Annotated in this window: 9 protein-coding genes and 3 tRNA genes; 7 read left to right on the top strand and 5 right to left on the bottom strand. The window is 66.0% G+C overall.

Annotation, left to right across the window (positions count from 1 at the left end; translation table 11 throughout):
- Positions 1-88: 88 nt before the first annotated feature.
- The 5 genes from KT882_RS16025 (at position 89) to KT882_RS16045 (ending at position 2,785) form a co-directional block, all read left to right on the top strand.
- Positions 89-376 (top strand): HU family DNA-binding protein, encoded by a 288-nt coding sequence (locus KT882_RS16025; protein WP_321170254.1) that lies wholly within the window; start codon positions 89-91, stop codon positions 374-376.
- A 41-nt stretch (positions 377-417) separates the two neighbouring features.
- Positions 418-493: transfer RNA gene (locus KT882_RS16030), tRNA-Val, on the top strand.
- 44 nt (positions 494-537) lie between these two features.
- Positions 538-614: transfer RNA gene (locus tag KT882_RS16035), tRNA-Asp, on the top strand.
- A gap of 25 nt (positions 615-639) precedes the next feature.
- Positions 640-716 (top strand) — tRNA-Asp (locus tag KT882_RS16040).
- Positions 717-865: 149 nt separating this feature from the next.
- Positions 866-2,785, top strand: a complete 1,920-nt coding sequence (locus tag KT882_RS16045; protein ID WP_161073452.1) for a SurA N-terminal domain-containing protein — start codon at positions 866-868, stop codon at positions 2,783-2,785.
- 124 nt (positions 2,786-2,909) lie between these two features.
- Here the strand turns inward: KT882_RS16045 and mnmH are convergent, their stop codons facing one another.
- Positions 2,910-3,968, bottom strand: a complete 1,059-nt coding sequence (mnmH, locus tag KT882_RS16050; protein WP_161073453.1) for a tRNA 2-selenouridine(34) synthase MnmH — start codon at positions 3,966-3,968, stop codon at positions 2,910-2,912.
- Positions 3,969-3,975: 7 nt separating this feature from the next.
- Positions 3,976-4,620: an arylesterase gene (locus tag KT882_RS16055; protein WP_228892482.1), complete on the bottom strand. Its 645-nt coding sequence runs from the start codon at positions 4,618-4,620 to the stop codon at positions 3,976-3,978.
- A 49-nt stretch (positions 4,621-4,669) separates the two neighbouring features.
- Between KT882_RS16055 and KT882_RS16060 the strand changes: the two genes are divergently transcribed.
- Positions 4,670-5,371, top strand: a complete 702-nt coding sequence (locus tag KT882_RS16060) for an ABC transporter ATP-binding protein (RefSeq protein WP_187358755.1) — start codon at positions 4,670-4,672, stop codon at positions 5,369-5,371.
- 6 nt (positions 5,372-5,377) lie between these two features.
- Here the strand turns inward: KT882_RS16060 and KT882_RS16065 are convergent, their stop codons facing one another.
- Positions 5,378-6,907 (bottom strand): NAD(P)H-hydrate dehydratase, encoded by a 1,530-nt coding sequence (locus tag KT882_RS16065; RefSeq protein WP_228892483.1) that lies wholly within the window; start codon positions 6,905-6,907, stop codon positions 5,378-5,380.
- 141 nt (positions 6,908-7,048) lie between these two features.
- On the opposite strand from KT882_RS16065, the gene KT882_RS16070 reads away from it, so the two are divergent.
- Positions 7,049-10,660 (top strand): hydantoinase B/oxoprolinase family protein, encoded by a 3,612-nt coding sequence (locus KT882_RS16070; RefSeq protein WP_228892484.1) that lies wholly within the window; start codon positions 7,049-7,051, stop codon positions 10,658-10,660.
- A gap of 23 nt (positions 10,661-10,683) precedes the next feature.
- Here KT882_RS16070 and KT882_RS16075 read toward each other — a convergent pair whose 3' ends face one another.
- On the bottom strand, positions 10,684-12,321 hold the full coding sequence (locus KT882_RS16075) for a tetratricopeptide repeat protein (protein ID WP_228892485.1): 1,638 nt from the start codon (positions 12,319-12,321) through the stop codon (positions 10,684-10,686).
- Positions 12,321-14,003, bottom strand: coding sequence for a response regulator (locus KT882_RS16080; protein WP_228892486.1), 1,683 nt, complete (start codon positions 14,001-14,003; stop codon positions 12,321-12,323). Before KT882_RS16080 ends, KT882_RS16075 begins: the two co-directional genes overlap by 1 nt.
- Positions 14,004-14,139 lie beyond the last annotated feature (136 nt).

Genomic DNA, 14,139 nt, shown 5'->3' on the forward strand with positions numbered 1-14,139 from the left:
TTCCCTTGACACAAGGTTGCACGGCTTGTTTAATACGGCCTGAGATTTTCTCTGCCGTATAAAAACGGTATAAACGATATAAACCTTTGTGACGGGGAAGCTTGTGAACAAGACTGAATTGATCGACCATATTGCCACTTCCGCTGACATCTCGAAAGCGGCTGCTGCGCGCGCACTGGATGCGGTGATCGATGGCGTAACTACTACTCTGGCCAAGAACGACAGCGTCACCCTGGTCGGCTTTGGCACTTTCTCCGTGAGCGAACGCGCTGCTCGCACCGGCCGCAATCCGCGCACGAAAGAAGAAATCGTGATCGAAGCAGCTAAAGTTCCTAAATTTAAAGCTGGCAAAGCTTTGAAGGATGCAGTAAACTAACGGACTTCGGTGAGCCGCTGGCTCACTGGAGCGGTTTGATTGGGCGCTTAGCTCAGTTGGTAGAGCGGAGCCCTTACAAGGCTTAGGTCGGGAGTTCGAGCCTCTCAGCGCCCACCAGTCAAGCCAAGCGCAGTAACAGTGATGCTGTACCTGTATTTGCTGGAGCGGTAGTTCAGTTGGTTAGAATACCGGCCTGTCACGCCGGGGGTCGCGGGTTCGAGTCCCGTCCGCTCCGCCAACAAATACACATAAACATCTGACCAGGAGCGGTAGTTCAGTTGGTTAGAATACCGGCCTGTCACGCCGGGGGTCGCGGGTTCGAGTCCCGTCCGCTCCGCCAAGAATATGGAAGCCCCTGCAGCTGAAAAGTTGCAGGGGCTTTTTCATTTTTGCCATGCTTGCCGTTTTCTCAAAACTGTGCCTTGCTATAGAGCGGCACGGCGCTGTAAAATCGCGACGGAATATTTCCTCTCTAAGAATTGGCGGACCATGTTTGAATTTATACGCACGCATCAAAAGCTGATGCAGATTTTACTGGCGCTCCTGATCGTGCCGTCGTTTGTGTTCGTCGGCGTGGCCGGCTACAACAACTCCGGCGACCAGGCCAATATCGTGGCCAAGGTCGGCGACCAGTCGATTAGCCGCCAGGAATGGGAGTCCGCGCAGCGCAGCCAGCTCGACAGCCTGCGCCAGCGTATGGGCGCGCAGTTCGACCAGAAGCTGATCGACACCCCCGAGTTCAAACAGAACGTGCTCGAGCGCCTGGTGGCCGAGCGCGCCATCGCCGCCGAAATGGTGCGCAGCCACCTGACCGTGGCCGATAGCGTGCTGCAGAAGCAGAACCTGGAAAACCCGGCCCTGCGCAAGGAAGACGGCAGCTTCGACATGGAGCGCTACAAGGCGCTGCTGGCCGCGCAAGGCCTGTCGCCGGCCGCGTACGACGCCCAGCGCCGCCGCGAGATGTCCATGCAGCAGCTGCTGGGCGCCGTGCAGGAAACCGGCATCGTGCCGCGCGCCGTCGCCAAGCAGATCTCCGATTTCGGCGCCCAGGAACGCGAAGTGCAGGAACAGCTGTTCCCGGCCGCGCAATACCTGGCGCAAGTCAAAGTCACCGACGAGATGGTGAAAGCCTTCTACGACAAGAACAGCAAGCTGTTCGAAGTGCCTGAGCAGGCCAAGATCGAATACGTGGTGTTCAGCGCCGCCGCCGTGGCCGACCAGGTCACCGTCAGCGACGCCGAAGTGGCAGCCTACTACGAAGCCAACAAGGCCCGCTTCAGCAGCGCCGAATCGCGCCGCGCCAGCCACATCCTGGTCACCGTGGGCAAGGACGCCAGCGCCGCCGACAAGGCAGCCGCCAAAGCCAAAGCCGAAGCCATCCTGGCCGACGTGAAAAAGAACCCGGCCGACTTCGCCAAGATCGCCAAGGCCAAGTCGCAGGATCCATCGTCGGCCGAGCAGGGCGGCGACCTGAACGAACTGGAAAAAGGCTCGCTGCCGAAAGCGCTGGAAGACAAAGCCTTCAGCATGAAGCAGGGCGAGATCGCCGGTCCTGTGGAAACCGAGTTCGGCTACCACGTCATCACCATCACCGCGCTCAAGCCGGTCGCCACCAAGCCGCTGGATGAAGTGAAAGACAGCATTGCCGCCGACCTGAAAAAGCAGAAAGCCGGCAAGCAGTACTCGGAAATGGCCGAGTCCTTCACCAACACCGTGTACGAGCAGTCCGACAGCCTGAAACCGGCCGCCGACAAGCTCAAGCTGAAAGTGGAAACCGCCGAGCACATCACGCGCAACCCATCGCCGGCACTGGGCACGGCGCCGTACAACAACGCCAAGTTCCTGACCGCGCTGTTCTCGTCCGAATCGCTGAAAAACAAGCGCAACACCGAAGCGGTGGAAGTGGCGCCGGCAACGCTGGTCGCTGGCCGCATCGTCGAATTCAAGCCTGCGGCCAAGCGCCCGCTGGCTGAAGTCGACGCAGCCATCCGCCAGCGCGTGACGGCCGAAGAAGCCGTCAAGCTGGCGCACAAGGAAGGCGAAGCCAAGATGGCCGCCGCCAAAGCCAGCGGCAGTGCCGAAGGCTACGGCCCTGCGCAGATCGTCTCGCGCGCCGACGGCAAGGGCCTGAGCCCTGTGGTGCTGGCCGAAGTGATGAAGGCCGACACCAGCAAGCTGCCGGCCTACGTGGGCGTGGACGTGCCGGGCGCAGGCTACGGCGTCTACCGCATCGGAAAAGTGCAGCAGCCCGCCGCACAAGACGAAGCGCGCCGCAAGAGCGAGCAGGAGCAGATCACCAGCATCGTCGCCGAGCAAGAGATGGCAGCCTACATTGACGCGATCAAGCAAAAATCCAAGGTCAAGATCCTGGCCAAGGCCGAGACGGCAAAAACCGACGAGGCCAAATAAACCAGATGCCGCCCCCGGGCGGCATTTTTTATTGCCATGACGTAAAAAGACCCAAAAAGGGGTCAGGGTTAATTATTTAAATAATTAACCCTGACCCTTTTTTTGCTTTTTTGAGGTTTGGAAACTATCCGGCGGGGTGGAGCTGGCGGGCGGCGGCGAGCAGGTCGTCCGGGGCGATGCCGGGGAGCTCGAGCACCAGGGCGTCGGCGATGCGGGGGAAGTTGCGGGCGATGGAGCGGGTGTAGGCGGGGTCGTAGTGCTCGGCCAGCAGGGCGTCCACCAGCTCGGCCATGCGGCCTGCGCTGGCCAGGGCTTGCCAGTTGCTGATCTTTTCACGGCCGTGCAAGGTCGCCAGGTAGCCCAGCTGCTCGTTGAGCGGGCCGGCGTCCTGGATGTAGTGCTGGTAGTCTTCCATCAGCAGCTGCACGCGGTGCGCGCGCGACAGCTGCAGCGAGATGCAGCCGGCGGCGCGGATCTGCTCCATCAGCGCACCCGGCACGCGCAGCGCGCCGACTTTCTTGCTTTCGGATTCCACGAAGACCGGCTTGGCCGGGTCGAAGCGGTGCAGCCGCTCCCAGATGGCGGTCTCGAAGGCTTTCTGCGAGGGCTGCGGCTGGCTGGGCAGGCCGCCCAGCACGGAGCCGCGGTGGGCGGCCAGCTGTTCCAGGTCCAGCACTTGCGCGCCTATCGCGTCCAGCGTCTGCAGCAGGCGGCTCTTGCCGCTGCCGGTGGTGCCGCACACCACGCGGTAGTCCAACGCGGGCGGCTGCTCCAGCGCGGTGCTGACGTACTGGCGGAAGTCCTTGTAGCCGCCTTCCAGCTGCACCACCGGCCAGCCTATCTTGGCCAGGATGTGGGCCAGCGAGCCGCTGCGGTTGCCGCCGCGCCAGCAGTACACCAGCGGCGTCCATTCGCGCGGCTTGTCCAGCCAGAGCGCGTCGATATGCTTGCTGATGTTGCGGGCCACCATGGCGGCGCCCATTTTGCGCGCTTCGAAGGAGCTGACTTGCTTGTACGTGGTGCCGACCTGGATGCGCTCTTCGTCGTCCAGCACCGGGCAGTTGATGGCGCCGGGCAGGTGGTCGAGCGCGTATTCGGACGGGCTGCGCGCGTCGATGATGGCGTCGAACTGGTCCAGGCGGTGGGCGAGGTCGGCGAAGCGCAGGATTTCAGGGTATTTCATTGTGTGTTTATTTCGCTTTCAGCAGCGGCTGCAAATGCGGCCAGATATTGCCCAGGATGATGGGGTGCGCGGCCGCCAGCGGGTGCAGGCGGTCGGGCTGGAACAGTTCGCTCTTGTCGGCCACGCCGTCGAGCATGAAGGGGGCCAGCGGGGCTTTCACGTCCTTGCTCAGCAGGCCGAACATGGCGAAGAATTTGTCGGCGTAGTCGCGGCCGTAGTTGGGCGGCATGCGCATGCCCACCAGCAGCACCTGCGCGCCGGCGCCACGCGCGTCCTTGACCATGGCGCGCAGGTTGGCTTCCGCCGCCGGCACGGGCAGGCCGCGCAGGCCGTCGTTGGCGCCCAGTTCGATCACCACGATGGATGGCTGGTGCTTGCTCAGCAGCGCGGGCAGGCGGGTGCGGCCGCCGCTGGTGGTCTCGCCGCTTACGCTGGCGTTGACGATGCGCGCGTCTATCTTCTGGGCCTGCAGCTTTTGCTCCAGCAGCGCCACCCAGCCGGCGCCGCGCGCCAGGCCGTATTCGGCGGACAAGCTGTCGCCTACCACCAGTATGGTTTTTGGTGCAGAATAGGCGTTCGCGGCGGCGCTGAACAAGAACAGCGCCACCACCGGCAGCCACAAAGCCTCACGTATTTTTTTCAAGAAGACCATGCCTGAATTTCCTAAAGCGTCCAGCAATTTCATTCCGGATTCACCGTCCATGTCGGGCGGCGGCAAGGTGCAGGCCAGCGTGCCCGCCCAGGCGGCCATCGTGGTGGCGGGGCTGAGCAAGCGCGTGGCCGATGCCAGCGGCGAGCTGACCATCCTGCACAGCGTGGATTTTACCGTGCAAAAGGCCGAGACGCTTGCCATCGTTGGGGCTTCCGGTTCGGGCAAGTCGACTTTGCTGGGCTTGCTGGCCGGGCTGGACTCGCCCAGCACCGGCAGCGTGCACCTGGACGGCAGCGATATCTATGCGCTGGACGAGGACGGCCGCGCCGCCGTGCGCAAGGAGAAGCTGGGTTTTGTGTTCCAGTCCTTCCAGCTGCTGGCGCACCTGACGGCGGTGGAGAATGTGATGCTGCCGCTGGAACTGGCGGGCGATGCGGATGCGCGCGCCAAGGCCGAGGCGATGCTGGGCCGGGTGGGGCTGTCCAGCCGCTTGAAGCACTATCCCAAGTATCTGTCCGGCGGCGAGCAGCAGCGCGTGGCGCTGGCGCGGGCTTTTGTCGGCGAACCGCCGCTGCTGTTTGCAGACGAGCCCACCGGCTCGCTGGACGCGGCCACCGGCGAGGCGGTCATCCAGCTGATGTTTGAGCTGAACCGTGAACACGGCTCCACGCTGGTGCTGGTGACGCACGATCCGTCGATAGCGGCCCGCTGCGGCCGCGTTATCACGATCGCGGCCGGGCGCATCGTCTAGTCTCGTCTAGATTCCGCGCCCGTGGTGCTGCACCATGCGGTTCAGCGCGGTGCGGATGGCCGGTATCAGCTCGCCCGCAGTCAGGCCGATCGGCCCCATGCCCTCGGTTACCATCACGTCCGCCGCCATGCCGTGCAGCCAGACTGCAGCCAGCGCGGCTTCCCACGCGGGCCAGCCCTGCGCCAGCAGGCTGCCGCACAGGCCCGCCAGCACGTCGCCGGTGCCCGCCGTGGCCAGCGAGGGATTGCCAGTGGTGTTGATGACCACATGGCCTTGCGGCTCGGCCAGCACGGTGCCTGAGCCTTTCAGTACCACCACCGCCCGCGTGCGCGCAGCCAGCGTGCGCGCGGCCGCAGGCCGGTCGGCCTGCACCTCGGACACGGAGATGCCCAGCATGCGCGCCGCCTCCAGCGGATGCGGGGTCAGCACGGTGCGGCCCGCCGCAGCGGCAGCGCTTGCGCGCTCGGCCAGCGCCGCCTGCAGCGGCGGGTCCGCAGCCAGCAGGTTGAGCGCATCGGCATCCAGCACCAGCGGGCTGGCGCTGCCGATGGCCTGCGCCAGCAGCTCGTGCGCGCGGCGCTCCGCGCCCAGGCCGGGGCCTGCCACCACGGTGGCCGCGTCGAAGTCGAAACCGGCAGCCTGGCGGCACATCAGCTCCGGATAAGCGCTGTCGTATGCGGGCGCCTGATCCGCAAAGCAGGCATAGACCCGCCCCGCGCCGGTCAGCAGCGCTGCGCGCGCGGCCAGTATCGGCGCACCGGCCATGCCGCTGGCGCCGCCCAGCACCGCCACGCTGCCGTAGCTGCCTTTGTGCGTGTTGTGCCGCCGCCCGCGTAGATGGCGCGCGAAAAATTTCACATCGTTGAGATGCTGGCGCGAGGGCTGAAATGCGGCGGACTCGATATCGAGCCGCGCAATCTGCACCAGGCCCGCATGGTCGCGGCCATCGCAGGTGTGCAGGCCGGGCTTGTCGCCAATGAAGGTGACCGTGTGCGTGGCGTGCACCGCGACGCCATCGACTCCGACGATGGCGCCGGTGTCCGCATCCAGGCCGCTCGGCACGTCCAGCGCCAGCCGCGAGCAGGGCATGGCGTTCACCGCTTCCACCAGTTCGCGCAGCTGGCCTTCCAGTGGGCGTTTCAGGCCGATGCCGAACAGGCCGTCCACCACCAGGTTCCATTCAATGCCGGCGATGGCCTCCAGGTTCAGTTCCGCAAAGACCGCCGCGCTGCTGCGCGCCCTTTGCAGCGCGTGCCCGCGCTCGGGCGAGGAGGGCGCGCCGCTGTCGATATGCAGGATGGTGACCTGGGCACCGGCATAGGCCAGGTGGGCCGCCGCCTCGAGCGCGTCGCCGCCGTTGTTACCCGGCCCGGCCAGGACCAGCACGCGTGCGCGGCTGGTGGAGAATGGCAGCAGATCCAGCGCCGCATTGGCCCCGGCCTGCCCGGCGCGCTGCATCAGCGCCCCCGGCGGAAGGCGTTGCGCGGCGGTGTGTTCTATCAGGCGGATCTCGGCGACGGTGTAGAGTGGATTCATGGCCAGCCATAGCAGTGGGGGTGATGTCATTCTAGCATTGATGTTAATTTTCCGGACCGTGGCCCGGTCTGGGCCTATCGTCCCCCAAAGCGGCGGCGCGCGCACTACAATAAGCGCTTCTCGCATAGCTGGAGGTGGTATATGGACTGGCAGTTCTGGATAGATCGCGGCGGCACATTTACCGACATCGTGGCGCGCATGCCCGACGGCCGGCTGCGCACCCACAAGCTGCTGTCCGAGAATCCCGAACAGTACCGCGACGCGGCCATTGCAGGCATACGCCATCTGCTGGGCGTGGCTGCAGGCGAGCCATTGCCCGCCACCAGCATTGAAGCCGTGAAGATGGGCACCACGGTGGCCACCAACGCGCTCCTGGAGCGCAAGGGCGAGCCCACCGCGCTGGCCATTACGCGCGGCTTCCGCGACGCGCTGCGCATCGCCTACCAGAACCGTCCGCGCCTGTTTGACCGCCATATCGTGCTGCCGGAACTGCTGTACAGCCATGTGGTGGAAATCGGCGAGCGCATGGGCGCGCACGGAGACGTGGTCCAGGCGCTGGACGTGGACGGCGCGCGCGCCCGACTGCAAGCGGCTTACGACAAGGGCTTGCGTTCGCTGGCCATCGTTTTCATGCACGGCTACCGCTACAGCGCGCACGAGGCCGCGGTCGCCGCCATCGCGCGGGAGATAGGCTTTACGCAGGTCTCTGTATCGCACCAGGTCAGCCCGATGATGAAGCTGGTCGCGCGCGGCGACACCACGGTGGTGGATGCGTACTTGTCGCCGATATTGCGGCGCTATGTGGACCAGGTGGCGAGCGAGCTGCCTGGCGTGAATCTGCAGTTCATGCAGTCCAACGGCGGCCTGACCGACGCGCGCGCCTTCCAGGGCAAGGACAGCATACTGAGCGGCCCGGCGGGCGGCATCGTCGGCATGGTGCGTGCCAGCAGGCTGGCGGGCTTCGAGCGGATTATCGGCTTCGACATGGGCGGCACGTCGACCGACGTTTCGCACTACTCGGGCGACTTTGAGCGCGTGTTCGAAACCCAGGTTGCGGGCGTGCGCATGCGCGCGCCGATGATGAGCATCCACACGGTGGCGGCGGGCGGCGGCTCCATCCTGCACTTCGACGGCAGCCGCTTCCGCGTGGGGCCGGACAGCGCGGGCGCCAATCCCGGCCCGGCCAGCTACCGGCGCGGCGGCCCGCTCGCGGTCACGGACTGCAACGTCATGCTGGGCAAGATACAGCCGGAGCACTTCCCCAAACTGTTCGGAGCGGACGGCAAGCAGGCGCTGGACGCCGCCGCCGTGCGCGAGCGCTTCGCCGCGCTGGCCGGCGAGATCAACGACGCGGCGGGCGCAGGTGCGGCGCAGGTGTCGCCTGAGCAGGTGGCGGCGGGCTTTATCGAAATCGCCGTCGGCAATATGGCCAACGCCATCAAGCAGATTTCGGTGCAGCGCGGGCACGACGTGACCGAATACACGCTCACCAGCTTCGGCGGCGCGGGCGGCCAGCACGCCTGCCTGGTGGCCGACGCGCTGGGCATGAAAACAGTATTCATCCATTCCCTGGCCGGCGTGCTGTCTGCCTACGGCATGGGCCTGGCCGACCAGACCGCGATGCGCGAGGCCGCTGTCGAAACCAGGCTGGCCGACGGCGGCGAAGCAGACCTGCTGGCGCGGCTGGATGCGCTGGGCGAGGAGGCGCGCGGCGAGCTGCTGCGGCAGGGCGTTGCGGCCGGACGGATCTCGCTGGTACGCCGCGTGCACCTGCGCTACGAAGGCACGGACTCCGCGCTCATCGTGCTGCACGACAGCGTGGACAGCATGAAGGCGCAGTTCGAAGCGGCCTATAAAAAGCGCTTCTCCTTCCTGATGCAGCACAAGCCGCTGATCGTTGAAGCGGTGTCGGTGGAAGCCATAGGCGCATCCGACGCGCCGGCCGAAGCGGCGCCGCAGCAAGCGCTGCGCGCTGCCGCCACGCTGGCGCCATCGGCCACCGTCCCCATGTTCGCCGCCGGCGCCTGGCGCGACACGCCGCTCTACAAGCGCGAGGACACCCGCATTGGCGACATTATCCACGGCCCCGCCATCATCGCCGAAGCGAATGCCACGACGGTGGTGGAGCCGGGCTGGGAGGCGGCCGTCACGCCGCAGGACCATCTCGTGCTGACCCGCGTTGAAGCGCTGCCCGAACGCCGCGCCATCGGCACCACGGCGGACCCGGTGATGCTGGAGATCTTCAACAACCTGTTCATGTCCATCGCCGAGCAAATGGGGCTGCGGCTGCAGAACACCGCCTACTCGGTCAACATCAAGGAGCGCCTGGACTTCAGCTGCGCCATCTTCGACGCCGACGGCAACCTGATCGCCAACGCGCCGCACATGCCGGTGCACCTGGGTTCCATGGGCGAGAGCATCAAGACCGTGATGCGCGAGAACGCGGGCAAGATGCACGCGGGCGACGTCTATATGCTCAACGATCCCTACAACGGCGGCACCCACCTGCCGGATGTGACGGTGATCTCGCCCGTGTTCGACGAAGCGGGAAGCGAGATCCTGTTCTATGTCGGCTCGCGCGGCCACCATGCGGACATAGGCGGCACCACGCCCGGCTCCATGCCGCCCGACTCGCGCAGCATTGTGGAAGAGGGCGTATTGATCAACAACTTCAAGCTGGTCGACGGCGCCGCCGGAGGCCAGCTGCGCGACGCCGAAACGCGCGCGCTGCTGGCGTCGGCCACCTACCCGGCGCGCAATCCCGACCAGAACATGGCCGACCTGCGCGCGCAGGTGGCCGCCAACCAGAAAGGCGTGGACGAGCTGCGCAAGATGGTGGCGCACTTCGGGCTCGACGTGGTGCGCGCCTACATGGGCCACGTGCAGGACAACGCCGAGGAAGCGGTGCGGCGCGTGATCGGCGCACTGAGCGACGGCAGCTACACGCTCAAGCTGGACAACGGCGCGCAAATCCAGGTGGCGGTGCGCGTCGACCAGGCGGGGCGCAGCGCCGAAATCGACTTTACCGGCACTTCCGCGCAGCTGGACAACAACTTCAACGCGCCGTCCGCCGTGTGCATGGCGGCGGTGCTGTACGTCTTCCGCACGCTGGTGGACGACGAGATCCCGCTCAACGCGGGCTGCCTCAAGCCGCTGCGGGTGCTGATCCCGCCGGGCTCCATGCTCAATCCGCACTACCCGGCGTCGGTCGTATCGGGCAACGTCGAGACCTCCACCTGCATCACCAACGCCCTGTACGGCGCGCTGGGCGTGCTGGCCGCGTCGCAGGGCACGATGAACAACTTCACCTTCGGGAACGCCCGCTACCAGTACTACGAGACCATCAGCGGCGGCTCGGGAGCAGGCGAGGGCTTCGACGGCACGTCCGCGGTGCAGACCAATATGACCAACTCCCGCTTGACCGACCCCGAGATACTCGAGTTCCGCTTCCCCGTGCGGCTGGACAGCTACGAGATCCGCCCCGGCTCCGGCGGCGCGGGCCGCTGGCACGGCGGCAACGGCGGCGTGCGCAAGGTGCGCTTCCTCGAGGCGATGACGGCCGCCATCCTGTCCAACAACCGTCTGCACGCGCCGTTCGGCATGGCGGGCGGGCAGCCGGGAGAAGTCGGGCGCAACCTGGTCCAGCGCGCGGACGGCAGCGTGGAGCAGCTCGGCCACATCGGCAAGACCGACATGGCGCCGGGCGACGTCTTCATCATCGAAACCCCCGGCGGCGGCGGCTACGGCAGCTAAATTCCTTGCTTGGTGTGCCGGCGCTATGCCGTGGTGGAGATGCCGTATTTGCGCTGGGTGGCGCTGTGCTGCTGGAGCAGGGTGTCGAATTCGGGGTTGCCGCTGTCGATGCGCCGCAGCCGTTCGAGCAGGAGGCCTGCCTGTTCGGCCAGCGGCGCTTCCCAGCCCAGCTCGTCCAGCTGGCGCAGCATGGCGCTGATGGTGGCGTACAGCACCGGCAGGTTGCTGGGGTTTTTGCGCAGCGCCATGCCCAGCGTGGTGACGGCCGCGCGGTGGTCGCCCTGGTCGAGGTGGCTGGCGGCGCTTTCCAGCAGTTCTTCCACCTGGTGCGTGATCTGCTCGCCTATGCTGCGGGCGATGTCGTGCCGGCCGGCGTGTTCGAATACACCCACCGCCTGCTCCATCGACAGGCCGCTTTCGGTGTCGCCCATCATGTCGATGACGACATGGGCGGCGTCCTTGTCCAGCTTGTGCTTGAGGCAGCTTTGCACGAGGCCGAGCTTGAGGCCGTTGGACAGGCCCTTGGCCAGGCCCACGGCGGCCACGGCGTTGCTGAGTTCGTTGGCGGCGGCGGTGTCGTTGCCGCTCAGGTCGAGCAGCAGGGCGGCCGAGATGGCGCGGCAGGCTTCGGTGTTGGTGTTGCCGCGCAGCGAGCGTTCCAGGTCGCGGATCACGCCGCTGGCCTGGTTGGCGTCGCCTTTTTTCACCAGCGTCTTGACCAGGTTGACGTGGTCTTCCGGGTCGCGGAACTCGGAGTATTTGGCCTTGGCCACCACCTGCTTGAAGGCTTTTTCGGCCATGCCGATATCGCCCGTCTCATACGCCACCGTGCCCAGGTGGCGCAGGCGGCTCACCATGTGCGGTGAAATGGCGACGGCGTCTTCCAGCACTTTCTTGGCTTGCACGGCCTGGCCCAGCGCTTCGTGGGTGCGCGCCAGCAGGTCGTAGGCGGCCATGTATTTGGGATTTTGCGCCAGCAGCTTGTCCAGCGTGGCCAGGGCGTCGTCGTAGCGCTGGGCGGCGAATTGGCAGCGCGCCAGGCCCAGGTGTGCCCAGCCTATGGGACGCCCGGCCAAAATGGTGTGGTAGGCCAGCTCGGCCTCGGCCAGCTGCCCGGCGCCAAAGTGCAGCTCGGCGCGCAGGCGGGCGAAGTCGGTGGCGTGGCGCGGATGGTTGGCCTCGGCCGTGGTGGAGGCGGCGATGGCTTCGCGTATATTGCCCTGGCCGATGTGCTCGTAGATCGGCAGGAAGGCGGTGCGCCGGCCCACGGCCTTGGCGATGCGCTGCATCAGCACTTCCACCGTGAACGGTTTCAGGATGTAGTCGGCCGGCAGCAGCTCGGCGGCGCTGACGACTTTGCCGTACACGCCTTCCGAGGTGAGCATGATGAAGATGGTCCAGGGACCGATCAGCTTGTGCAGGCGCAGGTCTTCCAGCAGCTGCTGGCCGTCCTGGCCGTTGTCGCCGCTGCCGCTGCCCAGGTCGTATTCGCACAGCACTAGGTCGAAATTCTTCTTGCCGAGCTGGCGGATGGCCGTGCCGGAGCTGACCGCGTCGTCGATGCGGGTGATGCCGGACTGGTTCAGCATATTGCGCAGGCTGGCGCGCATGCCCGGATTGGGGTCCACCAGCAGGACGGTCAGTTCGGCATAGTCCTGCATCAGCGCGTCTCGGCGGCGGCCTGCGCGGGGGCGGGCGCGGTTGGGGTGGCGGCGGGGGGCGCATATTTCTGGCGCACGGCCGTGTATTGGGCGATCAGGCCCGGCAGCAGCGGGTGGGCTGGATTGTCGTCGCGGATGCGGCGCAGCAGGCCGGTGCATTGCACGGCAACGTTGGCGTCCCAGCCCAGGTCCATGATCTGGCGCAGCATGGCGGTGGCGGCTACGGTCCACAGGCCTTTATGGTCCGGGCGCTTGCGCAGCGCCAGTTGCAGCACTTCCACCGCGCCGGCTAGGTCGGCGTTGCGGCTTTTTTCGGCGGCCTGGCGCACCATGGCGTCCACCTCGGAGTCGAGCTGCTGGTCATAGCTGCGCGCGATGTCTTCGCGGCCGGCCTGGCTGCACAGGGCCACCACGTCGGCTTCGGACACGCCGCTGTCCGGGTCTTTGGTGAGCTCGCCGAACAGCACGGCCGCCTGTTCGTCCATGCGGTTCACCAGGCAGCTGTGCGCCAGTCCCAGCTTGATGTTGCTGGACATGCCGGTCGCTTCCGACAGCAGGGCCATGGCCTTGGCCAGCTCGGCGGCGGCCGCTTCCGGCTTGCCGTTCAGCTCCTGCAGCATGGCCGATGAGTAGGCGCGGCAGACTTCCACGTCCGGCCCGCTGCGCAGCGAGCGTTCCATGTCGCGTATCACGCCGGAAGCGCCGGCGGCGTCGCCTTTCTTGACCAGGGTGCGCACCAGGTTCACATGGTCGGCCGGGTCGCGGAATTCGGAATATTTGGCCTTGGCCACCACCTGCTTGAAGGCCTTTTCGGCGCCTTCGATGTCGCCGGTGGCGTAGGCCACGTCGCCCAGGTTGCGCAAGCGCGTGACCATGTGGGGCGAGATGGCGATGGCGTCTTCCAGTACTTTTTTGGCTTCTTCGTCCTTGCGCTGGGCGCGCAGCACCTGGGCCAGCAGGTCGTAGGCCGCCATCAGCTTGGGGTTTTCCGCCACCAGGGTTTCCAGCTGCGCTTGCGCGTCCGGATAGCGTTTCAGCGCGAAGGCGCAGCGCGCGCGGCCCAGCTGCGCCCAGCCCAGCGGCTTGCTGGCGACGATGGCGGTGTAGGCTTGTTCGGCCTCGGGCAGGCGGTCCAGGTTGACCAGCAGCTCGGCACGCAGGCGGGCGTAGTCTGTGGCGTAGCGCGGCTGCGAGGTCTCATTGCTCAGGCAGGCCGCGATGGCTTCGCGCGCCTTGCCCTGGCCTATCATCTGGTACACCGGCAGGAAGGTGGCGCGGCGCTCCAGGGCGCGGCCGATGCGCTGCGACAGCACGTCCACGGTGAACGGTTTCAGGATGTAGTCGGTCGGCAGCAGTTCGGCGGCGCTGACCACCTTGCTGTACACGCCTTCGGACGTGAGCATGATGAAGATGGCCCACTGGCTGATGATGCGGTGCAGGCGCAAGTCCTCCAGCAACTGCTGGCCGTCCTGGCCCGCCTCGTTGCCGCCGGCGCTGCCCAGGTCGTACTCGCACAGGATGACGTCGAAATTTTTCTTGTTCAAGGCCCGGATCGCGGTGCCCGCGCTCACGGCGTGTTCCACCTTGGTGATGTTCACCTGGGTCAGCATATTGTGCACGCTGGCGCGCATGCCCTGGTTGGGGTCGACGATCAGTACCGACAGGTTGCTATAGTCTGGCATCTTCTTTCTCTCAGGCCGGGCAGGCTTTTTGTCCAGCATACTCCAAGGATAGGCAATTTTACGTGCATCGCAGCACTTTTCCCCTTGGCAGGCCCGCGTTTACACACAAAAGCGCCAAAAATGTTGCATCAAGGGC

Origin of the sequence: Pseudoduganella aquatica (assembly GCF_020865585.1) — a bacterium.
GTDB lineage: Bacteria > Pseudomonadota > Gammaproteobacteria > Burkholderiales > Burkholderiaceae_D > Rugamonas > Rugamonas aquatica_A.